The organism is Paenibacillus chartarius (assembly GCF_042432825.1).
Classification (GTDB): Bacteria; Bacillota; Bacilli; order Paenibacillales; family NBRC-103111; genus Gordoniibacillus; species Gordoniibacillus chartarius.
Window position 1 is genome coordinate 65081 of sequence record NZ_JBHLWN010000071.1, and the last position, 21615, is coordinate 86695.

The 21615-nt window shown below is 54.9% G+C and carries 26 protein-coding genes and 1 riboswitch; of the genes, 22 read left to right on the plus strand and 4 right to left on the minus strand.

Annotation, left to right across the window (positions count from 1 at the left end; genetic code table 11):
* Positions 1-77: 77 nt before the first annotated feature.
* The 17 genes from spoIIAA (at position 78) to ACFFK0_RS17800 (ending at position 15369) form a co-directional block, all read left to right on the plus strand.
* Positions 78-428, plus strand: coding sequence for an anti-sigma F factor antagonist (spoIIAA, locus tag ACFFK0_RS17720; RefSeq protein WP_377471627.1), 351 nt, complete (start codon positions 78-80; stop codon positions 426-428).
* Complete coding sequence (spoIIAB, locus tag ACFFK0_RS17725; RefSeq protein WP_377471628.1) at positions 428-874, plus strand: anti-sigma F factor; 447 nt, start codon at positions 428-430, stop codon at positions 872-874. The genes spoIIAA and spoIIAB overlap by 1 nt, the downstream gene beginning before the upstream one ends.
* An 11-nt stretch (positions 875-885) precedes the next feature.
* A complete protein-coding gene (gene sigF / locus ACFFK0_RS17730; protein WP_377471629.1) occupies positions 886-1641 on the plus strand; it encodes an RNA polymerase sporulation sigma factor SigF in 756 nt (251 codons plus the stop codon).
* Between the two features lie 149 nt (positions 1642-1790).
* Positions 1791-2429 (plus strand): stage V sporulation protein AA, encoded by a 639-nt coding sequence (locus tag ACFFK0_RS17735; RefSeq protein ID WP_377471630.1) that lies wholly within the window; start codon positions 1791-1793, stop codon positions 2427-2429.
* On the plus strand, positions 2426-2857 hold the full coding sequence (locus ACFFK0_RS17740) for a stage V sporulation protein AB (RefSeq protein ID WP_377471631.1): 432 nt from the start codon (positions 2426-2428) through the stop codon (positions 2855-2857). The genes ACFFK0_RS17735 and ACFFK0_RS17740 overlap by 4 nt, the downstream gene beginning before the upstream one ends.
* Before the next feature lie 4 nt (positions 2858-2861).
* A complete protein-coding gene (locus ACFFK0_RS17745; RefSeq protein WP_377471745.1) occupies positions 2862-4511 on the plus strand; it encodes a spore germination protein in 1650 nt (549 codons plus the stop codon).
* 151 nt (positions 4512-4662) lie between these two features.
* Positions 4663-6003 carry a diaminopimelate decarboxylase gene (lysA, locus tag ACFFK0_RS17750; protein ID WP_377471632.1) on the plus strand — a complete coding sequence of 447 codons (1341 nt, stop codon included), beginning with the start codon at positions 4663-4665 and terminating at the stop codon, positions 6001-6003.
* A 566-nt stretch (positions 6004-6569) separates the two neighbouring features.
* The gene (locus tag ACFFK0_RS17755) at positions 6570-7412 is read left to right on the plus strand and encodes an RluA family pseudouridine synthase (protein WP_377471633.1); all 843 of its coding nucleotides are present in this window, start codon (positions 6570-6572) and stop codon (positions 7410-7412) included.
* 103 nt (positions 7413-7515) lie between these two features.
* Positions 7516-7947, plus strand: a complete 432-nt coding sequence (locus tag ACFFK0_RS17760; RefSeq protein WP_377471634.1) for a peptidylprolyl isomerase — start codon at positions 7516-7518, stop codon at positions 7945-7947.
* A gap of 865 nt (positions 7948-8812) precedes the next feature.
* A riboswitch (FMN riboswitch) is annotated at positions 8813-8995 on the plus strand.
* A 429-nt stretch (positions 8996-9424) separates the two neighbouring features.
* Positions 9425-10087 carry a riboflavin synthase gene (gene ribE, locus ACFFK0_RS17765; protein WP_377471635.1) on the plus strand — a complete coding sequence of 221 codons (663 nt, stop codon included), beginning with the start codon at positions 9425-9427 and terminating at the stop codon, positions 10085-10087.
* Between the two features lie 19 nt (positions 10088-10106).
* Positions 10107-11339 carry a bifunctional 3,4-dihydroxy-2-butanone-4-phosphate synthase/GTP cyclohydrolase II gene (locus tag ACFFK0_RS17770; protein ID WP_377471637.1) on the plus strand — a complete coding sequence of 411 codons (1233 nt, stop codon included), beginning with the start codon at positions 10107-10109 and terminating at the stop codon, positions 11337-11339.
* Between the two features lie 37 nt (positions 11340-11376).
* Positions 11377-11844, plus strand: coding sequence for a 6,7-dimethyl-8-ribityllumazine synthase (gene ribH, locus ACFFK0_RS17775; protein WP_377471638.1), 468 nt, complete (start codon positions 11377-11379; stop codon positions 11842-11844).
* Positions 11844-12623 carry a segregation and condensation protein A gene (locus tag ACFFK0_RS17780; protein WP_377471639.1) on the plus strand — a complete coding sequence of 260 codons (780 nt, stop codon included), beginning with the start codon at positions 11844-11846 and terminating at the stop codon, positions 12621-12623. The genes ribH and ACFFK0_RS17780 overlap by 1 nt, the downstream gene beginning before the upstream one ends.
* Positions 12592-13203 (plus strand): SMC-Scp complex subunit ScpB, encoded by a 612-nt coding sequence (gene scpB / locus ACFFK0_RS17785; protein ID WP_377471641.1) that lies wholly within the window; start codon positions 12592-12594, stop codon positions 13201-13203. The genes ACFFK0_RS17780 and scpB overlap by 32 nt, the downstream gene beginning before the upstream one ends.
* Positions 13204-13441: 238 nt before the next feature.
* Entirely contained in the window at positions 13442-14137 is a 696-nt protein-coding gene (locus ACFFK0_RS17790; protein ID WP_377471642.1) for a DUF2953 domain-containing protein, read from the plus strand.
* Between the two features lie 125 nt (positions 14138-14262).
* Complete coding sequence (gene ytfJ / locus ACFFK0_RS17795; RefSeq protein ID WP_377471643.1) at positions 14263-14862, plus strand: GerW family sporulation protein; 600 nt, start codon at positions 14263-14265, stop codon at positions 14860-14862.
* A gap of 246 nt (positions 14863-15108) precedes the next feature.
* Positions 15109-15369 carry a hypothetical protein gene (locus ACFFK0_RS17800; protein ID WP_377471644.1) on the plus strand — a complete coding sequence of 87 codons (261 nt, stop codon included), beginning with the start codon at positions 15109-15111 and terminating at the stop codon, positions 15367-15369.
* 56 nt (positions 15370-15425) lie between these two features.
* Here the strand turns inward: ACFFK0_RS17800 and ACFFK0_RS17805 are convergent, their stop codons facing one another.
* The gene (locus ACFFK0_RS17805) at positions 15426-15641 is read right to left on the minus strand and encodes a hypothetical protein (RefSeq protein WP_377471645.1); all 216 of its coding nucleotides are present in this window, start codon (positions 15639-15641) and stop codon (positions 15426-15428) included.
* Positions 15642-16012: 371 nt separating this feature from the next.
* Here ACFFK0_RS17805 and ACFFK0_RS17810 point away from each other — a divergent pair, with 371 nt between their 5' ends.
* Positions 16013-16240 carry an alpha/beta-type small acid-soluble spore protein gene (locus ACFFK0_RS17810; RefSeq protein WP_377471646.1) on the plus strand — a complete coding sequence of 76 codons (228 nt, stop codon included), beginning with the start codon at positions 16013-16015 and terminating at the stop codon, positions 16238-16240.
* A gap of 93 nt (positions 16241-16333) precedes the next feature.
* Here ACFFK0_RS17810 and ACFFK0_RS17815 read toward each other — a convergent pair whose 3' ends face one another.
* Positions 16334-16471, minus strand: coding sequence for a hypothetical protein (locus ACFFK0_RS17815; protein ID WP_377471647.1), 138 nt, complete (start codon positions 16469-16471; stop codon positions 16334-16336).
* Between the two features lie 176 nt (positions 16472-16647).
* Between ACFFK0_RS17815 and ACFFK0_RS17820 the strand changes: the two genes are divergently transcribed.
* Positions 16648-17028, plus strand: coding sequence for a YhjD family protein (locus tag ACFFK0_RS17820; RefSeq protein ID WP_377471648.1), 381 nt, complete (start codon positions 16648-16650; stop codon positions 17026-17028).
* Positions 17029-17374: 346 nt separating this feature from the next.
* On the opposite strand, the gene ACFFK0_RS17825 is transcribed toward ACFFK0_RS17820, so the two are convergent.
* Positions 17375-17548, minus strand: coding sequence for a hypothetical protein (locus ACFFK0_RS17825; RefSeq protein WP_377471649.1), 174 nt, complete (start codon positions 17546-17548; stop codon positions 17375-17377).
* 507 nt (positions 17549-18055) lie between these two features.
* Between ACFFK0_RS17825 and rsmD the strand changes: the two genes are divergently transcribed.
* Entirely contained in the window at positions 18056-18616 is a 561-nt protein-coding gene (rsmD, locus tag ACFFK0_RS17830) for a 16S rRNA (guanine(966)-N(2))-methyltransferase RsmD (RefSeq protein WP_377471650.1), read from the plus strand.
* Entirely contained in the window at positions 18613-19134 is a 522-nt protein-coding gene (coaD, locus tag ACFFK0_RS17835) for a pantetheine-phosphate adenylyltransferase (RefSeq protein WP_377471651.1), read from the plus strand. Before rsmD ends, coaD begins: the two co-directional genes overlap by 4 nt.
* Here the strand turns inward: coaD and ACFFK0_RS17840 are convergent.
* Positions 19124-20392 (minus strand): nucleoside recognition domain-containing protein, encoded by a 1269-nt coding sequence (locus ACFFK0_RS17840; protein WP_377471652.1) that lies wholly within the window; start codon positions 20390-20392, stop codon positions 19124-19126. The genes coaD and ACFFK0_RS17840 overlap by 11 nt on opposite strands.
* 126 nt (positions 20393-20518) lie before the next feature.
* Between ACFFK0_RS17840 and ACFFK0_RS17845 the strand changes: the two genes are divergently transcribed.
* Entirely contained in the window at positions 20519-21613 is a 1095-nt protein-coding gene (locus tag ACFFK0_RS17845; RefSeq protein ID WP_377471654.1) for a SepM family pheromone-processing serine protease, read from the plus strand.
* The last annotated feature ends 2 nt before the right edge of the window (positions 21614-21615 follow it).

The window sequence follows — 21615 nt, forward strand, 5'->3', positions numbered from 1 at the left end:
AGTTTTGTCGGGGGGCAGGAATCCGCTTCTTCTTCGTAGAATTTGTGGGACAAGCATGAAGAAGGAGTGAGTCACCGATGAGTCTTCAAATGGAACTGGAGCATGGCAGGAAGGCGTTGATCGTTCGCCTGAAAGGCGAACTCGATCATCATACCGCCGAAGTGGTGAAAAGCCGCATGGAGGAAGCCATCGTCTCGGGGGATGTGCGCAATGTGATCCTGAGCCTCAGAGACTTGTCCTTCATGGACAGCTCCGGCCTCGGCGTCATCTTGGGGCGATACAAACAAATTTCAGCCAAAGGCGGCAAAATGGTCGTTTGCGACGTATCGCCTGCCGTCTACCGATTGTTTGAGCTGTCGGGTCTGTTCAAGATCGTAACCGTCCAGGAGAATGAAAAATCCGCAATCTCCAGTCTGGAGGCGGTCTAATGAGCGACAAGAACATGATGAAGCTGTCCTTCTCCGCTCGCTCCGAGAACGAGTCGTTCGCCCGGGTTGCGGTTGCAGCGTTCATCTCCCAGCTGGATCCTACGATGAACGAGCTGACCGACATTAAGACGGTCGTATCCGAAGCGGTGACGAACAGCATCATACACGGGTACGACAACGATCCGAACGGGATCGTCACCATCACGACCGAGATCGAAGGCGATATGATCCGCATTACGATCGAAGATCAAGGCAGCGGCATATCGGACTTGGAGCAGGCGAGACAGCCGCTCTATACGTCGAAGCCGGAGCTTGAGCGGTCAGGCATGGGCTTTACCATTATGGAAAATTTCATGGACGAAGTGGACATTACGTCAGCACCCGGCGCAGGGACCCAAATCCGTATGAGCAAGCGCATGGAATCGAAAAAAGCTCTTTACAATTAGGGGTTTGATCTATGGATGTAGATTTGAAGAACGCCTCTCACAGCTACCTCGACGATACCGAAGTCAAACGGTTGATTGCGCTCAGTCAAAGCGGAGACGGGCTGGCCCGGGAAACGCTGGTGAATTGCAATATCCGGCTCGTTTGGTCGGTCGTGCAGCGCTTCCTGAACCGCGGTTACGAAGCGGAGGATTTGTTTCAAATTGGCTGTATCGGTCTGTTGAAATCAGTGGATAAGTTCGATTTGTCGTACGACGTGAAATTTTCAACGTATGCCGTTCCGATGATTATCGGGGAAATTCAACGGTTTCTCCGCGATGACGGGACACTGAAGGTAAGCCGCTCGCTGAAGGAGCTCGCCAACAAAGTGCGCAAGACGAAGGACGAGCTGTCGAAGCGGATCGGCCGTCTGCCAACGATCAAAGAAGTGGCGGATGAGCTCGGCATTACGCCCGAGGAAGTCGTCTTTGCGCAAGAAGCCGGCAAGCCGCTGTCGTCGATTCACGAGACTGTGTTCGAGAATGACGGCGACCCGATTACGCTGATGGATCAAATCGCCGACGATACGCAGGACAAATGGTTTGAGAAGCTGGCCCTGAACGAAGCGATCGGATCGCTTAGCGAGCGGGAGCGGCTGATCGTCTACTTACGGTATTTCCGGGATCAGACCCAGTCGGAGGTCGCCTCTCGGCTCGGCATCTCACAGGTGCAGGTATCGAGGCTCGAGAAAAAAATATTGCAATCGATTCGAGACCAGATCGCGCAATAGCGGTCTGGTTTTTTCGTTGCCCGGAACCTTGGTTGAGGCACGATGAAGGCTTTATATAAGCTTATTGCAAAAGTTTGGCATCCCAACCGGCGATTAGCCGGTTCTTTGTTGTTCCATACTAGGATCATCCAGAACGGGGAGGGATTCGTATGAATGATGGCGTCCCCTGCCTCTACATACGGCTCCGGCGGCGCGCCCGGGTCCGGCGCGGGGTCGGCATCCGGCTTGGCGACATCGCGCAGATGATTGCGGAGCCGCAGATGGAGGAGACGCTCCGGCAGCTGGAGCTGATTCGTCCGAGCAAGGAAGACGGCAATCGGGTGTTGATCGATATGATGCTCATTGTCCGCAGTGTGAAGGAAGCGTTTCCGAATATTCAGATCGAACAGTTCGGAGAGCCGCACGTGCTGGTGGAAATCGAGGAGGCCGAGCGCCGTTCGAACATCGTCGCGATCGTGCTCGTTTGGCTGCTGCTTTTTATCGGTTCGGGCCTGGCGATTATGAATTTCCACGCCGATGTCTCGATGCTAGAGGTTCACCGCCGCATCTATGAGCTTGTGACCGGGCACCGCGTCGATCATCCGCTTCTCCTGCAAATCCCTTATTCGCTTGGCATCGGGATCGGAATGGTGCTGTTCTTCAATCATTTGTTCAAGAAAAAATTCAACGAAGAGCCCAGCCCGCTTGAGGTGGAGATGTTCATGTATCAGGAGAACGTGAATCATTACGTCATTACGGAGGAATACCGCAAAATCCACGACCGGGAACAGCGCGGTGACAGGCCGTGAGCGGGCTGCTGCTCGGGGCGGCGGCGGCTTTCCTCGGTCTGGCCGGCGGTCTGGCCGTAGGAAGCGGCTTTGTCGCCTTTCTTGTCGTGCTGGACATCATCCCGCGGCTGACACAGCTTACGAAATCGCGGCGATTTCTGCATACGTACGAGGGAGCGGTTATCGCCGGGGCGTTATTTTTTACATGGGCGGACTTTTACGACTGGCGTGCCTCCATGTTTCCGCTTGGAGCGGCGGCGGTCGGATTGTTTGCGGGCTGCTTCGTCGGCATGCTCGCTGCGGCGTTGACGGAGGTGATCAACGTGCTGCCCGTGCTGGCAAGAAGGGTCGGGATGGAGCGGTATATCGCTTGGCTGCTGCTCGCCATGATTTTGGGCAAGGTCGCCGGTTCGTTGTTCGAGTGGCTTTTTTACATCGGGGAGGGTTAGTATGATGAAGAAAATGTTGAATTTCGGGCGCAGTCATCACATTAGCGCGCCCGACGCTTCGGGAGCGGACGGACGTTCGGGCAACGATGAAGCGAAGCTGGAAATCGACCGTGAAGGCAATATTATTCATCGCGAGCTGGAAGACCCGAGCGGGAGGCTGCCGGAAGGCATGACAGCGGAAGAGATGCGGATGAAGCATGAGGACGATATTCCGCATTCTCTGGACGAGGTCAAACGGCTGCTTGAAGAACGGTGCGGATTGACGAAGAGCTTCGATCTGGTGCTGCGCGAGATGGTGTTCGGCGGCCGCCGTACCGGCATTTTCTACGCCAACGGATTGGTGAAGGACGCCGTTCTGACGGATGTTCTTATGCGATTGACGTTCACGGATCCCGATGAAGTCGAAGAGAAGGCGCTGCAGGCGTTTGACGAGCAGCTCGTGCCGCACATTCAGGTGGCGAAGGCCGATACGATGGAGAAAGCCGTCGACCTCGTGTTCAGGGGCGGAACGGCGCTTTTCATCGAAGGGGAGTCGACGGCGATTGTCATCGACGCCAAGAGCTTTCCGTCACGCACGACGCAGGAGCCCGATCTGGAGCGCGTTATCCGCGGCTCGCGGGACGGCTTCGTCGAAACGTTAATGACGAACGTGTCGCTCGTGCGGCGACGTGTCCGCGACCCGCGCCTTAAGCTCGAGCTCGCAGAAGTCGGGGAACGAACCAAAACCGACGTTTGCGTCGGCTATATCAGCGATATCGCCGATCCGCATCTGGTGAAGCATGTAATGGAAAAAATCAAGGAGCTAGAGCTTGACGGATTGCCGCTGGCGGAGAAGCAGCTGGAGGAGGCGATCATCAAGAAGGGCTGGAATCCGTATCCCCTTGTGCGATATACGGAGCGGCCGGACGTCGTTGCGGCGCATATGCTGGAAGGGCATGTTGTCGTGTTCGTTGATACGAGTCCGAGCGCCATGGTTTTGCCGACGACGTTCTTTCACCACCTGCAGCATGCCGAAGAATACCGGCAATCGCCGTTTACCGGCACGTATTTGCGCTGGGTGCGCTTCCTTGGCGCGTTTGCTTCCGTGTTCCTGCTGCCGATGTGGCTTCTGATGGTCAAGGATCCGGCGTACAAGCCTCCGCTGTTCGAGTTTGTCGGACCGGCGAAGTCGGCCCATCTGCCGATCATTGTTCAGTTCTTGCTGGCAGAGCTTGGGATCGACCTGATGCGGATGGCCGCCATTCATACCCCCGGGCCGCTGGCTACCGCAATGGGTCTCGTTGCCGCCGTGCTTGTCGGACAGATCGCCGTGGAAACCGGGCTGTTCGTCAACGAGGTGATATTGTATCTCGCGATCGCAGCGATCGGCATGTTCGCTACGCCGAGCTACGAGCTGTCTATGGCGAATCGGCTGAGCCGGCTTGGCCTGCTGCTGGCTACGGCCTTATTGGGCGGACCCGGGTTTATCGTATTCTCCACATTGTGGGTCATCGTGCTGACGGTACAGCGATCGTACAACTCGCCGTATTTGTGGCCGTTCATACCGTTTAATTTCATGGGCTTGTTGTCGGTGATCGTCCGCAGGCCGATTAATACGGCGAAGACGAGATTGAGCCTTACGAAAACAATTGACGGTACCAGACAGCGGACTTGATGAAAAATGGTACAGCCGGGGCCTTCGAACAAACCCGGCTGTTTCTTTATGCGCGCTAGCCTTATTGTCAATCGTGCCGGGGTGTGTTACTTTTATTCATATGCTTTGCGTACAACTCCCAAGCGATTAACATAAAGGAAGAGGTCATTCTATGTACTTGCACGGAACGAGCACCATTAACGATAAAGGTCATTTGGAGATCGGCGGCGTCGACGCAACGAAGCTTGCCGCCGAATATGGCACTCCGCTGTACGTATTCGACGAGGCGCTTGTTCGCCGCCGCTGCCGCGAGTTCGTCGAAGCGTTTCGCGAGTCCGGCATGAAGTTCCAAGTCGCCTATGCGAGCAAAGCGTTTTGCGTGAAGGCGATGTGCCGCATCGTGGAGGAAGAGGGACTGTCGCTGGACGTCGTCTCGGACGGCGAGCTGTATACGGCGCTGGAAGCCGGTTTTCCGGCCGGGCGGATCCATTTTCACGGCAACAACAAGACTCCGCAGGAAATCGAAATGGCGCTAGACGCCAAGATCGGCTGCTTCGTCGTCGACAATTTCGTAGAGCTGCATATGCTGAACGCGCTGGCCGGGGAGAAAGGCGTAAAAGCGAACGTATTGTTCCGCGTCACGCCGGGCGTTGAAGCGCATACGCACGAATATATTTCCACCGGGCAGGAGGATTCGAAATTCGGCTTCGACCTTCAGAACGGCTCGGCTATGCGGGCGCTGCAGGAAGCGAAGGAGCTATCCCAGCTCGTACTGCTTGGGCTGCATTCGCACATCGGCTCGCAAATTTTTGAGGTGGAAGGGTTCCGCCTGGCCGCGGAGAAGGTGGCGCAGTTCTCGGCTCGCGTGCGGACCGAGCTTGGCCTGACGTTCCCGGTCATTAATTTGGGCGGAGGCTTCGGTATCCGTTATACGGAAGATCATACGCCGCTGCCGATGGGCGAATACATTCGGGCCATTACCGACGCGGTGAAGAAGCAGTTCGCGCAGGTGGACTACCCGCTGCCGGAAATTTGGATCGAACCGGGCCGCTCGATTGTCGGCGACGCGGGTACGACGTTGTACACGGTCGGAACGATGAAGGATATCCCCGGCGTACGCAAATACGTAGCTGTAGACGGCGGGATGACGGACAATCCGCGTCCGGCGCTCTATGAGGCCAAGTATGAAGCCATGCTGGCGAACCGGGCTCGAGAAGCTTGCGAGGAAACCGTATCGATCGCAGGCAAATGCTGCGAGAGCGGGGACATGCTGATTTGGGATTTGGATTTGCCGCGGGTGAAGGTCGGCGACATTCTCGCCGTATCCTGTACGGGGGCATACAACTATGCTATGGCGAGCAATTACAATCGGATCCGCCGTCCGGCGGTGGTGTTCGTCCAGAACGGCCAGAGCGATTTGGTGGTGCGGCGCGAAACGTTCGGCGATCTCGTGAACAACGACGTGATCCCGGAGCGATTGGCGCGTGTCCAGCAGCAGGTGCCGAGTGTTTGACACTGGGCAGGCGTAAGCTGAGCGGAAGGGACTGACGGCGGAAGCCGTCGGTCTCTTTGTGGTATTTACGGAACCGCTGCGTTGCTGTTGAAAATGGAGCTGCCCGGTCGAGCAGGAGGAATAGGAGACCTTTCCGAACGGCTGGCTTAGAGCACCCCGAGTTGGTTATACTTGGTAGCAGATATGTTTGCTCCCGGACCATATGGATCCGTTAGGCTAAACATGAACTTATACTCTATGAATGATAGGACGGACTGACGATGACACGTGAACGACAAAGCCCCGGCGGACGCCGCGGGGCAAAACCTGCCGCTCCCCGCACCGAAGGTACCCGGCGCGGCGGAGCGGCAGACCGGCGCGGCCCGGCGCGCGCCGAAGGCGGCCGCGGGCCCGCCAGGCCGGCGGGCCGCGGCGCGGGAGGCGGTCCGGCTGCGCCGTGGACCGCAAGAAGCGGCGGCGCGCCCGGACGCGCGCCGCAAGGGCGGCCCGGCGGCCGCAGCGCCGCCGCCGGGGGCCCTCGCCCCGGCGCCGGCCTGACCGGCCGGCGCAAGGGCGAGTGGTTCGAGGTGGCGCTGCCCGACCACCTCGCCGGAGCGGGGCTGCGCGGCGTCGCCCCGCATTTGCCGCTGCCGCCGAAGCTGCTACGGGAAATGTCGGCGAACAATATGATCACCGTGCAGGGCAAGCAGCTTCGGCTCCGCTTGTTCCCGCGCGAGCCGCACGGGATTCCGGCCGACTGGATGGACTTGAACATCCTGTACGAGGATGATTTCTCGCTCGTCGTCAACAAGCCGGCCGGCGTCGAAATCCACCCGAGCGTCAAGGGTCAGCGCGGAACGCTCGCTAATGCCGTAGCCGCGTACTACGAAACGACGGGGCAGGCGGTGAAGGTGCGGCCGATGCACCGTCTCGACAAGGATACGACCGGCCCGGTGCTGTTCGCGAAGAACGAATTCGCGCAAGCCGTCTTCGAGCGGGCGCTGCGCGACAAAGAGGTCGACCGCGAGTACATCGCGATCGCCGAAGGCGTTATGCAGAAGAACAAGGACAAAATCGATCTGCCGATCGGCCAGGACCGCGGCCATTCAACACGCCGGCGCGTGAGCGAAACGGGCGAATCGGCATTGACCTATTACAACGTCGACGAACGGTTCCGCGACCATACGCTCGTGCGGCTGACGCTCGGCACCGGGCGTACCCACCAAATCCGCGTCCATTTGTCGGCCATCGGCCACCCGATCGCCGGAGACGGCATGTACGGCGGCGGCCGACGCTACATCCAGCGCCAGGCGCTGCACGGCGAGAAGCTGTCATGGGCGCATCCGTGGACCGGAGACAAGCAATCCGTGCGCGCTCCGCTCCCGGACGATATGATCTGGGCGATCAACGAGCTGCGCAAGGGGCGTTAACAGCTTTGTTCTGCACTGATCGAACGACATGGTTCCCAACGTTTGGCTTTGACGGCCGGATGGTGTACAATCTACCTTATGAACTATGAAGGAGGCTCCACTTATGAGCAAACAAGCGAAAATTAAGCTGGCGGGCGGCGGTGAAGTGCTGATCGATCTGTTCGAGAAAGACGCGCCGAACACAGTGGCGAACTTCGAGAAGCTGGCAAACTCCGGTTTCTATAACGGACTGAATTTCCACCGAGTGATTCCGGGCTTCGTGGCGCAGGGCGGCTGCCCGCACGGCACGGGCACCGGCGGACCGGGCTATACGATCAACTGCGAAATCAACCCGAACAAGCACGAGCGCGGTACCCTGGCGATGGCGCATGCCGGCCGCAACACAGGCGGCAGCCAGTTCTATATCTGCTACCAGCCGCAGCCGCACTTGGACGGTCAGCATACGGTATTCGGCAAAGTAACGAAGGGCATGGAATACGTTGACGCCTTCAAGGGCCGCGACGTGATGGAGAAAGTGGAAGTCGTTGACGTGTAAGATGGTGTTGGCAAGAAGTCCTGAAGCTAGCTCAGGGCTTCTTTTTTTCATGCTTTACCCCAAGAAATGATAGAAGCAGCTTTACAACGGATGCACCTAGCGTAACCATATATGTTTCCGTTCTTGCCCGAATGGACTTTATTGGAATGACGTATTTGATCGGAGGATTCATGTGAACGTGCAGCCATTTTACCCTATCGACGGCCATTAGCAGTAAATGCCTGCGTATATACAGGCATCTTTGCCGCGAAGGGGCGGCTATGAACGCTTTGAATGCAGATGCCTGCACTTTCGCAATAATCGAAACCAGTCGAGCAAGCTGTTGGCGAGATTCCTGTATGTATGCAGGCAATTTTGGCCACCCCCGTTTCTTGTGAACCCTTTCAAGTAAGTTCCGTCAAGCTATGCGGAAAACCTTGTGAGCTATAACGCTGAAAGCATTGCGAGTTGGGTGAATGACGTCCTTCCTCGTAGGGATAGGGAGCTTTACGATTTTAACCTGATGACTCTTCTTTTAACAAAGTAAGCTGTTTTTGATCATCCTCGGGGACATGCAGTTTATTCCATGTCTAGAAATTATTTGGGATGGTACGATGTTCACAACCTATACTTAGCGCAGGCAACAAGCATCAAGAAGAATGCTTTCACTTGAAATTCCCCTCCAAAATACTGAACACCCATTTTCACAAAAATCAAGCAGGATGCTGTCCAGCCAAGCGCACCTTATCGACATTTCCAAACCGTGATGTTAACCTATTCATAAAATATTATAGACCTATCGTTATACTGGGGATTGAAATATGGAATCGTAAGTGTTATTATTTTCACGTAGTTAGTATCTCTAACGTTTTACTAGTTACTTAACGTTCAACCTCGGGGCTGGGTGAAATTCCCAACCGGCGGTGATACGCCCGCGGCTTACCGCAGCCGCCCGGCGTTCAGTCCGTGACCCGTACGCCAAGCAAGAGCAGCGCTAGCGCTGCAGGTGTCCGGTGGACCCGGTGCAATTCCGGGACCGACAGTATAGTCTGGATGGGAGAGGGAGACGAACGCGTTGCTTTGGGTTTCGTTAGCTGGTATTTTTTCTTTGTGTCGAAAGGGTCGGTGACGACCTCTATTTCGATATGCCCTGCCGGAGGCGACTTCTTGAGAATGAACTGGGCAGGCAAAAAGAAGAACCGGGGCTCCAGGCTGTCCTTCAGTGGCAGACAGAGCTTCTATTGAGGCTACACGAAACCGGAAAGCCAAGCCGCCGGTCGTATCCGTACCTACGCCCCGTTCCGCGCGAACGGGGCTTTTTCGTTTGGTACATACTGAGAAAGGGAGGGCCAAGTATCTATGCTTCGATTTTGCCGGCTATGAGCGGATAAATATTGCGGTCCCCATAACTCGGCATACCGTAGGCCGGATCGGCGTGGTAGCATGACCGAGCGGCTGCGCGAACAATATCTACAAGCAGGAAGAGCGGGTGTAACGAATGTTTACTGGTCTGATCGAAGAAATCGGCGAGCTGCGCCGCATCCATAAGCAAGGCCAAGCGATGGTGCTGACAGTTGGCGCCCGCCGCATTCTGGACGATGTGAAGCTGGGGGACAGCATTGCCGTCAACGGCGTCTGTCTGACGGTGATTTCCTTCGACGCCGTTTCCGTCTCGATGGATGTGATGCCGGAAACGTTCCGCAAGACGAACCTCAAGCAGCTGTCGGCAGGCGACCCCGTTAATTTGGAACGGGCGATGTCGATGGCCTCGCGCTTTGGCGGCCATATTGTTCAAGGGCATGTCGATTCGGTTGGAACTATTGTGGGCCGCCGCAGCGAAGAGAACGCCGTTGTGTTTCATGTCGAGCCGGAGGACCCGGAGAAGCTGAAGTACGTGCTGGCGGGCGGATCGATTACGATTGACGGCATCTCCTTGACGGTAGTGGACGTAACGGACCACAGCTTTTCAGTATCGATCATCCCGCATACGCTGGCGGAGACGGTGCTGCAGCATAAGCATCCGGGGGATACGGTCAACCTAGAATGCGACATCCTTGGCAAATATGTGGAGCGGCTGTTGAATTTTCAAAAGCCCGGCGCTGCAGGCGGGAAAACAGGCAGGTTGACGCAAGCGTTCCTGCAGGAGCACGGATTTATGTAAACAGATAGGAGTGAGACCGATGGGAGAAATCAAATTCAATGCCATTGAAGAAGCGATCTACGATCTCATTCTGGGCAAAGTCATCATTGTCGTCGACGACGAGGACCGCGAGAACGAAGGAGATTTCATCGCGCTCGCCGACAAAGCCAATGCGGACGTCATTAATTTTATGATCAAGGAAGGCCGCGGGCTCGTCTGCGTACCGATTACCGAAGAGCGGGCGCAGGAGCTTGATTTGCCGCCGATGGTCAATCATAATACGGATTATCATGGTACGGCTTTTACCGTTTCGATCGATCATAACGATACGACAACGGGGATCTCCGCCTATGAACGGGCACGCACGGTGCAGGCGTTGATCGATCCGAAGACGAGACCGCAGGAGTTTCGCCGTCCGGGGCATATTTTCCCCTTAATTGCACGCAAAGGCGGAGTGCTGCGGCGTACGGGGCACACGGAGGCTGCCGTCGATTTGGCGCGGATGTGCGGCTCTTATCCGGCTGCAGTGATCTGCGAGGTGATCAAAGAAGACGGCACGATGGCGCGCGTTCCGGATCTGATGGAAATTGCCGCCAAGCATGACCTCAAAATCATTACGATTCACGATTTGATCCGTTACCGCAACGAGAAGGAAAAGCTGGTCAATCGCGAGGTAGAGATCAATTTACCGACCGACTTCGGTACGTTTAAAGCCATTGCATATACGAACGAGGTGGATCAGAAAGAGCATGTGGCGCTGGTAAAGGGCGAAATCGACGGCAATACGCCGACGCTCGTCCGCGTCCATTCGGAATGCTTGACCGGCGACGTCTTCCACTCCAACCGCTGCGACTGCGGCCCGCAGCTTGCTGCCGCCCTGCAGCAAATTACCGATCACGGCTCCGGCGTGCTGCTTTACATGCGTCAGGAAGGCCGCGGCATCGGACTGATCAATAAATTGAAGGCTTATGCGCTGCAGGAGCAGGGATTCGACACGGTTGAGGCGAATAATAAGCTGGGATTTGGAGCGGATCTTCGCGATTACGGGATCGGGGCGCAAATTTTGAAAGACCTCGGTGTCCGCCAAATTCGGCTGATGACGAATAATCCGCGCAAAATCCGCGGCCTGGAGGGCTACGGGCTCGAGGTTGTCGAGCGGGTGCCGATCCAGATGAAGGAAAATGAAAGCAATACGAATTATCTCCGTACGAAGAAGCTGAAGCTCGGACATATGCTGCAGTTTGACGAGCTGACGGATTCGGCGGGCATTTAAATAATAACTCAACCACCATATGAAGGAGACATCGACCATGAAAGTTTACGAAGGACAATTAATCTCGCAGGATTTGAAATACGGCATCGTTGTAGGGCGCTTCAATGAGTTTATCTCTTCCAAGCTGCTGAGCGGCGCTCTTGACGCACTGAAGCGTCACGGCGTGCAGGATGACGAGATCGAAGTCGCTTGGGTTCCGGGGGCTTATGAAATTCCGCTGATCGCCCAGAAGATGGCCGAATCGAAAAAATACGATGCGGTCATCACGCTTGGAGCGGTCATTCGAGGCTCGACGCCGCATTTTGACTTCGTATGCAATGAAGTTTCCAAGGGCGTGGCCGCGATTTCGCTGCGCACTGGAGTACCGACGATCTTCGGTGTCCTGACGACCGATTCGATCGAGCAGGCTATCGAGCGGGCCGGTACCAAGGCTGGGAACAAAGGCTGGGAAGCGGCGACCACGGCGATTGAGATGGCGAATCTGGCGCAGCAGTTCATGGAATAATGAAGGTCACGTACAAGCTCGAAGTATTTGAAGGGCCGCTCGATTTGCTGCTCCATTTGATTGATAAGAGCGAGATCGATGTCTATAATATCCCGATCAAAGAGATCACGGATCAATATCTCGAGTACGTACAGGCGATGCAGGAGCTGGAGGTGACGAGCGAGTTTCTCGTCATGGCCGCTACCTTGCTCGCGATCAAGAGCAAGATGCTCCTGCCGAAGCCGCCGGTGATCGAGTATGAGTTCGAAGATTATTACGACGAGGACTACGATCCACGTGCGGAGCTTGTCGAGAAGCTGGTGGAGTACCGCAAGTTTAAGGCGATTGCGGACTCGCTGCGGGAGAAAGAGCTGGAGCGCAGCTTGATTTATACGAAGGAGCCGGAAGACTTGACGCCGTTTCGTCCTACCGTTCAGCAAAATCCCGTCGAAGGTCTCGACGTGACGGATTTGCTGCAGGCGTTCCGGCGGACGCTGCGCAAGATGGTGACGCGTAATGCGGTCGCCCGGATTCAGCGTGACGAAATTTCCGTCAAAGACCGAATGAAGCAGGTTGTTGAGCTGCTTGTCGAGCGCGGCGGCAGACTGCTGTTCTCGAAGCTGTTCGACGAAAACGATCTGTCCAAGGATGAAGTGATTGTCACGTTCCTTGCGCTGCTGGAGCTGATGAAGGTCAAGCAGATTGAGTGCTATCAGCACCGTCTGTTTGACGATATTGTCATTCAAGCGAGAGAGGGGGCGAATGCAGATGGATTTTGGGGCGATGAAATCAGTTATTGAAGGCTTGTTGTTTGTGGCCGGAGACGAAGGGCTCGATGCGAAGGAGATCGGCGACGTGCTGGAGGTCGATACGCATCTCGCGCGAGATTTGGTGAAGGAGCTGCAGGCGGAGCTGAAGCGCAAGAAGCGCGGTCTGCAAATCGTCGAGGTGGCGAACGCGTTCCGGATGACTACCGTGCCGGCACACGCTCCGTACTTCGAAAGGCTTGCCGCGGCTCCGACCCGGTCTTCGCTGTCGCAGGCGGCGCTCGAAACGCTGGCTATCGTAGCCTATAAACAGCCGATTACCCGCATCGAGATTGAAGAGATTCGCGGGGTGAAATCGGACCGTGCGTTGCAAACGCTTGTAGCGAAAGAATTGATTCAAGAAGTGGGCAGAGCCGATGCGGTCGGCCGGCCGATTCTGTACGGAACGTCGAAACAATTCATGGATTACTTCGGGCTTCGCTCGATGGAGGATTTGCCGGACTCGTCCGCCTTTGAGGGAGCATTCGATTTGGAGGAGGAGACGAAGCTGCTGTTTGACAAGTTCGATGACAGCGAACAGATCACGATCGACGACGTGGAGGAAGAGCTGTAAGAGGCTGGCTCAAGCCATACCTTCCTTCCGGAACCAGGCAAATTTAATAAAACGAAACGCCAGGCGCAGCTTTCATAAGATGCGTTTTTTTGGCATATGCAGACGGACATTGGCGTCCGCGCGTCCCGTTCCCAATGCCGCGAATGTTTACCTGAATGACCGAACATAATAACTCCGAATCGACAGTCATGCAGCTGCGGTCGGAGTTTTTTGCTATTGCTGCAAGGAGGTAACTACGATGAGTATCACCGCTATGACCGTCTTGATTGTAATTGCCGTACTTGCCGTACTGGTTGCGGTCGTATTGATCAGCCGTATCCGGGTCGAAGTAACGGCGGCGCGCGTAAGGGAGAACGACCGGGTGAGCATATCGGTACGGGCTTTATTCGGATTCGTTCGGTACCGGCTTAACGTTCCGATGATTGATTTCCGAAACTTCAATGAAGGTATTGCCATCAAGCATCAAAGCGCAGGCAGTCCGGGCCTGCCGAAGGAATTTCACCTGAACCGCGAAAACATTCTCGATATGTTCGAGCGGGTGCGTCTCATCATCAAGAACGTATTCAATCTGTTGGAATGGATGAAGAGTACGCTGGCAAAGCTGGAATGTACAGCTTTCCGCTGGCACACGCACGTCGGGATCGGAGACGCTCCGGAGACGGCCATGACGACAGGACTCGTCTGGGGATTGCAAACGTCTGTAGCCGGACTTGTCTTCCAGCGCGTTTGCTTAAAGGCAGCAGCCGATGTACAGGTGTTTCCGCAGTACAACCAGCAAGTATTCGCTACCGAATTGGCCGGCAAATTTCAAATCCGTGTATGGCATGTCGCGGCGGCAGGCTTCAAGCTCATACCGCATATTTGGAAAGCGAAGGGCGATTGGAGAACCTGGAGCCAAATTTTGTTCCAGCCGCGTATGAAAAGTGTTGGTTAGTAACGGCAAGCGGCAAGAACGGCTCATATTTTTCCCGAGACAGGGCAAGCTACGATTGTATGGACCCGCTACTTTAATTGCTTGATACCGCAACAACCTACAACAGCCCAAGGAGGAATTTCACCATGTCTACGCATCCGATCGAAGGCTTAATGAAAGTCGCAATGGAAAATATTAAAGAAATGGTCGACGTCAATACAATTGTCGGCGATCCGGTGGAAACTCAGGACGGCACGATCATCATGCCGATCTCCAAGGTCGGTTTCGGGTTCGCAGCCGGCGGCTCCGAATTCCGCAATGAAACGGATACCGATTATATTACAACTACGCACACGACAATCGCCCGTACGGATGCGCACAACGCCAGCGTTTCGCTTCCGTTCGGCGGCGGCAGCGGCGGCGGTGTCTCCATTACCCCAATTGCTTTCCTCGTCGTCAGCAAGAACGGCAACGTCAAGGTGGTACCGCTGGACAATCAAACCCACATTTGGGAGCGTCTGATCGATTCGGCGCCTCAAGTAGTCGAGAAAGTTCAAAGCATGATTAAAGGCGGCGCCGGTGCGGCAGCCGGAATGGGCGCAGCAGGCGGCATGGCCGGCATGGCCGGTGCGATGCCCGGTATGGCCGGAGGGATGTCCGGAGGGATGACATCGGCAGGCTCGACATCCGGCTCCACGAGCCCGACCGTCAACAAAGGCAACGACAACCAAAACTTTATCGTGTAACCTAGGAAGCCATCCCGCCCGCCGCGGTGATGGCTTCTTTTATTAGTGCGCACTTCCTACATAACGCTCTTTGTCTGCGGAATAATAGAGTCATCTATAGTTTCCTGACCCGTTAAGAAGCAGAAGCCTGCCCTTTTGCAGCAGCACGAGTTTACCCGTCCGAATGAGTAGGCTTGTTGCAACTTTCAGACCGCCATGCACGTCAATGGGGGGGATGATGAGAAGGCTTTGCGGGGGGATTGGACGATGAAGCGTCTTAAGCTGCTTCAAGTATTTGAAGTGGATGGAATTACGCCCAAACGGCAAACGGACCGCTGGAGCTACACCAGCTTGCAGGGCAAGCTGCTGCGGGAATTGAAGCCGATCAAGGTGGGCTCGCATATGCTGCTCTCGCCCGACGATGCCTACGAGCCGGTCCGCTCTACAAAAGTTCAAGCCGTAGATGTGGACGGACACGATATGAGAGTACTGACCCGAAATTCCATTTATCATTTCGAGCTGGTTTAAACGATGAAGCCGCTTCTTTCTGCCAAGGGCTGGAAAGAAAGCGGCTTCATATTGGTTTAAAATATAGGAATGCGTGCCTTGGTGCCGTTATCGCCATAGAGAATCGCTTCCGCACTGAACAGCTCAATGCGCTCGATCGAGGCCTTGAGGGTAGACATCGTAAACTTGTTGTTGCGGAGTGCCGAAAGCAGGGAAGGAATGAGCTTATGGTCCGTGCCTATGAGATGCACGGCTACGCTGTTTTGGTTGACTTTAATGTTGGCTACTTTCATGGAAGTGTCATCTCCTTGATCAGATTTATTATCGGACAAGCTCCTTGCGCAGCCTACCTGCTACAAATGTTAACATAATGTAACTTGCTAAGTGCTCGAACGGTGTTGTCGAGTAGTGACTAGTTTTGACTAGGCTAAAGAGGATGCTGTTGGGTGCTGTCATGGAAAATGATACTTTGCTGCAGGAATGAACAAGGGCCATTTTTTCAAAATGAAAAGCGGCGGTTGGATTCGTTTGTCGGATATATTTTCTACGGATCGAAGCCTCTGGCTTCAGCGAACCGAGCTTCGATTGCAAGCGGCAGGAATATGAATAATATTTCTTCCAGCATGCCATAATACGCTTACATCCCACAAAAGGAGTGATTTACATGGCACAAGGTCAATCCAACAACAACAATATCCTGGTGGTTCCTCAGGCGCGTCAGGCTTTGGAGCAGCTGAAATACGAGGTAGCGCAAGAGCTTGGCATCCAAATTCCGCAGGACGGCTACTACGGCTACATGGCGACTCGCGATACCGGCGCAATCGGTGGTCATATCACTCGCCGTCTCGTTCAGATCGCAGAGCAGCAGCTGTCCGGTTTTGCCCGCCGCTAAGAGCAATAGGTTGATAAAAAATTACGGCCTGCTCCGGTTTCCCGGGGCGGGCCGTTTGCATGCGAAGCCGGGTTGCGAATAGCTTGCTTCGGCTTACCGCTGCACCCTTCTAATGCCTCGTTTGAATGATTCGTGATGGTCGTATTCCTCTTCCTCTTCATTGATATCCAACCCGTCAATAATGGCGTCATTGCCGATTTTCTCTAGTTCTACAAATTCGTTATCCATCATCAATTGCTCCTCTTTATTCGAATAGACCGAATGAATTCTTACGTCGCTCCCGCCTACATCATTCGAGAAGGTATACCTGAATTCCTACCTCTCCATCATGTACATTTCCCGTCGTTGCATAGAATACGTGCTTCGCCATATAATACGAATATACGTTCGTATTACGGGGTGATTAGATGATTAAGCATTACGGACTGACAGATGAAGAAAATGAACTGATCACTGCCTGCGTTGTGCTTCCGATGGTTTTGTCGGTAGTGGAGAAGAACAAATTCGCTATGCAGAGCGAGAAGCTGAGCTTAAAGAAGCTTTATCTCATGGCCGCCGACGTACTGATTTATCGGATCAAAGAGGAAATCGCACATGTAAAGAAAGAGGCGTGGAAGAGCAAGCTTATCGTCATCAAGGGAAAGCCCGATGAGCCGCTAAGCTATGCCTATGCTTGCCGCGGGTTATCGAACAGCCTGGAAATGCCGAAGGAGACCGCCCAGCGGGAGATCGGCGCCGCGCTCGAAAGGTTTATTAGGGATTTGGGGCAATGTTTGGTGAGCCGTTGATGGGGAAATTCAAGATTTCGTTGAGAAGTGATAAATATGAAAGGCTGTCATCGAAATGGAATTGCTGACATCAACAATATTTTGTTTGGCAGCCTAAAGCCATGACTGTCAATTTATAACGAAAATTCGGCTCTTTTGTTCAAGAATCACGTCGACTCCTGCGGTCGCCCGGGAAATAAGGGACGATCGACCTTCGAGTTCGTGATGGGGCAGGTACCGGTCCATGAAGCGTGATTGGCTTCAAGCTGCAGTAGCGCGGGCGCAAACGGCAAGAGGCACCCCAAAGTCAATATAGATGACTTGGGGCGCCTCTTCTTCATTATTTAACAACAATCAGTTCTTCTCGCTATCTCAAGAAATAATACCAATATGCCATTTCAATGGATTCCCCGACCGTCTTCGGTACATAGCCTCCATATCGCGACATTGCATGCGTTTCTGTCCCGCCGGCGAAAGTGCCGATCCCCACGGCTGCAACAAATGCGGTTACGAGAAATAATTTGCTGAATTTGTGTTTCATATTTATTACCTCCTGTTATGTTGTTTACATGTCTGATTATACCTCTGTTTTCAGATACAATCTGTATCGCAGCTCACAATTTGCAATTTATTTATTGGTATTTTGTAAAGAGCCAAGAGAGGGGACCTAAGGTCTTCAAAGAGGAACAGTTGGCTGTAATTTGAGACACATGTGGCTCACGTTTACCAATGCGCTCTTTTGTGATGTGACAAGAATAAGATGAAGGAAATATTTTTGTTATTGTAAGTAGGGGGCTCCATGATTCTGTTGCATAAAAAATTCGGGGCCCTCTTTCGAGAGCCCCTTCATGGGAGAGGAGAAACCGGACGAAGAGCTTATGGGGAAACGTAAGTCTTCTCCGCGGTTGTCTACGACATTCAAGATGTCGATACTCTAATGATGGACAACTTTGCCATTGTTTATACATATGCAGGGAAATTTTTGTGCGAATTCAATGAATGTGCTAAGATATCGTCATAGTTTAGGGAGGAAACGGGTGAACGGGCAGTGAGAGTCATTTCAGGCAGCGCGAGAGGGCGCCCGCTGAAGGCCGTGCCGGGATCGGGCACGAGACCGACGACGGACAAAGTAAAGGAAGCGTTATTCAGCATGATCGGTCCGTATTTCGACGGGGGGGATGTGCTCGATTTGTTTGCCGGGACCGGGGGACTTGGCATTGAGGCGCTGAGCCGGGGGATGGCGCGCGGAGTTTTCATCGATGCGGATGCGAAGAGCGTCGACGTCGTGCGCAGCAATTTGGAGGCGACGAAGCTGACGGAGCAGGCCGAGGTGTACCGCAACGACGCGTTTCGGGCGCTTAAGGCTCTGGCCAAGAGGGAAGCGGCATTCGAACTCGTATTCCTGGACCCGCCGTACCGGCTTAAGCGGATCGTCGAGCTGCTTGACGAGCTGCAAGAGCTGCGGCTGCTGAAGCCCGGCGCTACTGTCGTTGTCGAGCATGACGCCGGCGATATGCAGGAGGAACAGGTCGGGCAGCTGCGGCAGCGGCGGCGGGCCGAATACGGCGATACGGCGATTACGATATATGAATTGGAGGGCAACGCATGACCAAATCGGGATTGAAACACGGCATTACGGTGGCGGTTTACCCGGGCAGCTTCGACCCGGTTACGAACGGGCACCTCGATATCATACACAGGGCGGCAAAGGTGTTCGACAAGCTGATCGTGGCGGTATTGAACAACTCCAGCAAAAACCCGCTCTTCACTTTGGATGAGCGGGTCGAACTGCTTCGTCAGGTAACGAAGGATGTACCGAATGTGGAGATCGATTCGTTCCGGGATTTGCTCGTCAATTACTTGAAAAGCCGGGGTGCCCATCTGGTTGTGCGCGGGCTTCGCGCCGTGTCCGATTTCGAATACGAGCTGCAGATGGCGTCGACAAACCAGAAACTGGACGAGGATATGGAAACGTTCTTTATGACGTCTAAACCGAAATATTCTTATTTGAGCTCCAGCATCGTGAAGGAGATTGCCCGCTTCCACGGTCCGGTCGTCGATCTGGTGCCCCTGGAGGTCGAGCAGGCGCTGCGGATCAAATTCGGTACGGACAAGGCTACGATTTAACCCTGGAGCGGTGTGCGCCGTTCCGGTGGAAACCAAGCGATAACAGGAGCATCAGAAGTATAACGGCGGTCAGCAGCGCTAAGGCAATAACCGGCTGAGGGTATGCAGCGGCGGTGCCCGAAGGCGGTTGGCCCGCTGCGAAGCTTGGGGCGGATCCGAGCCAGCCGCTGACGGGCTCCCACACGGCCAAAGTGAGAACAAAGGAGTAAGCGGCATGCAGCAGCCGGGCAGCGACGAATGGCATATAGCCGAGATCGGTATCGTTCGTAATGCTGCGGACCTGCAGGTGGGAGGAGATGCCGCCCCAGCCTAATACGGCAGCAACCGCCGCCGCCGCGAATGCGCCGCTGAGACCTGACTTTGCGCCGAAAGCGTAAGTGCCGAGATGAATTTCCAAGAGCCCGGTTACTGCACTGCGAACGGCTTCGCCGTAGCTCGTGCTTCCCGTAACGAGCAAGGCGGCGTGCTGAATTATGGACGTCAAGCGGGAGATCTCAATAATTTGGACCAGCACGGAGAAAATGATCATGTATCCGCCGACCATCATCAGCGTCTGAACCGAAGAGGAAACGGCATCGCCCAGCAGCTTGCCGAAGGCGCGGCCGTCCTTCGTATGGGCGTCCTGCATGGCGGTTATTATCCGTTTGGTTAGCGGCTCCGCAGGCAGCGTCCCGGAAGGAGGCTGTCCCGGATGTCCCGGTACATACGTTTCCCGCTCTTGCGATCGCACGGATAGAAGTCTAATTGTCAGACCGACGGCCAGAGCGGCGACAGTATGAACAGCGGCGAGAAGCGCTCCTAAGCGCGCGCTGTGCAGAAAGCCGACGCCGACGATTGTTACAATAAATACCGGAGAGCTTAGATGAGAGACGGCAAGCAGCCGCTCCGCTTCCGTACGCGTCAGAAGTCCTTGCTTCCGCAGCGCCGCCGCCGCCCGCGCACCGGCCGGATGGCCGATCGTTGCGCCTAGAGCAAGCGCCCAGCCGCCGCTCCCCGGTATGCGAAGCAGGTTTCGCATTAATGGATCGAGCAGCGTCCCAAGCGCATGGACGACACCGTAGCCCAGCAGCAGCTCCGATAATATAAGAAAAGGAAGCAGCGCCGGAAAGACGTACTTCCACCAAACGGTCAGGCCTTGCAGGGAAGCGGAGAACGCCTGATCGGGGTAAGCAATGATCGACACGACGAGGATGGCCGCAAACAAGCCGAGCAGCGCCGTCGTGCGCCGTCTGCCGGATGCCTTGGGGTTGCCAGTCATTGCTAAACATCACCTTTCTCGGACAAGAGTTGGTATCATGTGTACGCGCTTGTCCGGGGGTTTAGACCAATACGCCAGGATGTAGTTCAGTGACATCACAGGTTCTGCGAGATGGGGGAGAGCATCATGCCGAGACAGCTGGCACAGCTGCGCCGGTATTTATTGTCGGCGTTTGCGGGGGTAGCCGCCGCTTACGTATTATTTTTCATGCCGCTGCCTTATTACATCTTAATGCCGGGCACTGCGGAGCCTGTCAAGCCGATGGTAAAGCTGGCCAAAGGGGAGCATAACGAGCAAGGGGCTTTCATGTTAACGACGGTGCGCGGCGGGGATGCGAACGTGTTTAACTATGTGGTTGCCCGTTTCCATCCCTATGAAGAACTTGTGAAGAAAGAAGATATGTTCGGCTCGGAGACGCCTCAGGAATATTCGCAGCGGCAGGAATACGTCATGCTGACTTCGCAAAGCGACGCGATGCAAGCCGCTTACCGGAAGGCTGGAATCCCGTATGAGATCGCGGGCGACGGAGTGATGGTAATTCGTACGATTCCGGGCATGCCGGCTGAGAAGGTGCTGCGCGGAGGGGACTACTTATTGAAGGTCGATCAGACGACGATCCATAAAGCACAGGAGCTTCTCGATTATTTGAGCGGCAAAAAAGCCGGCGATACGATCACCTTCACATACCGGCGCGATAAGGCAAACCTGGAAGCGCAGCTTACGCTGGCGACGCTGCCGCAGGAGAAGGATGAGCGGGGGAACCCCCTGCCGCAGCGGGCCGGCCTCGGGATCGTGCCCGGCGACGTGCAGTCGGTGAAAGCTGCCGATCCGGCGCACCAGTTCACAGTGAAGACGGAAGATATCGGCGGACCGTCGGCCGGCCTGATGTTCTCCCTCGAAATGTATGCCCAGCTGACCGGCAGCGACTTGACAAAGGGCTATCGTATTGCGGGAACGGGAACCATCACGCCAGAGGGTAACGTAGGACCGATCGGAGGGATTCAGCATAAGGTGATCGCTGCCGATCGGGAGCAAGCGGAAATTTTCTTTGCTCCGCAAGATGTGTATCCGAAGGAAGGCCAGAAATTTGAGCCTGTGCTCAATTATTCCGATGCCGTGGAACGGGCGAAGGCAATCGGCTCGAAGATGCGGATCGTTTCGGTCGCTACACTGGATGACGCCATAAAATTTTTGAATGAGCTGCCGCCAAAATCAAAATGATG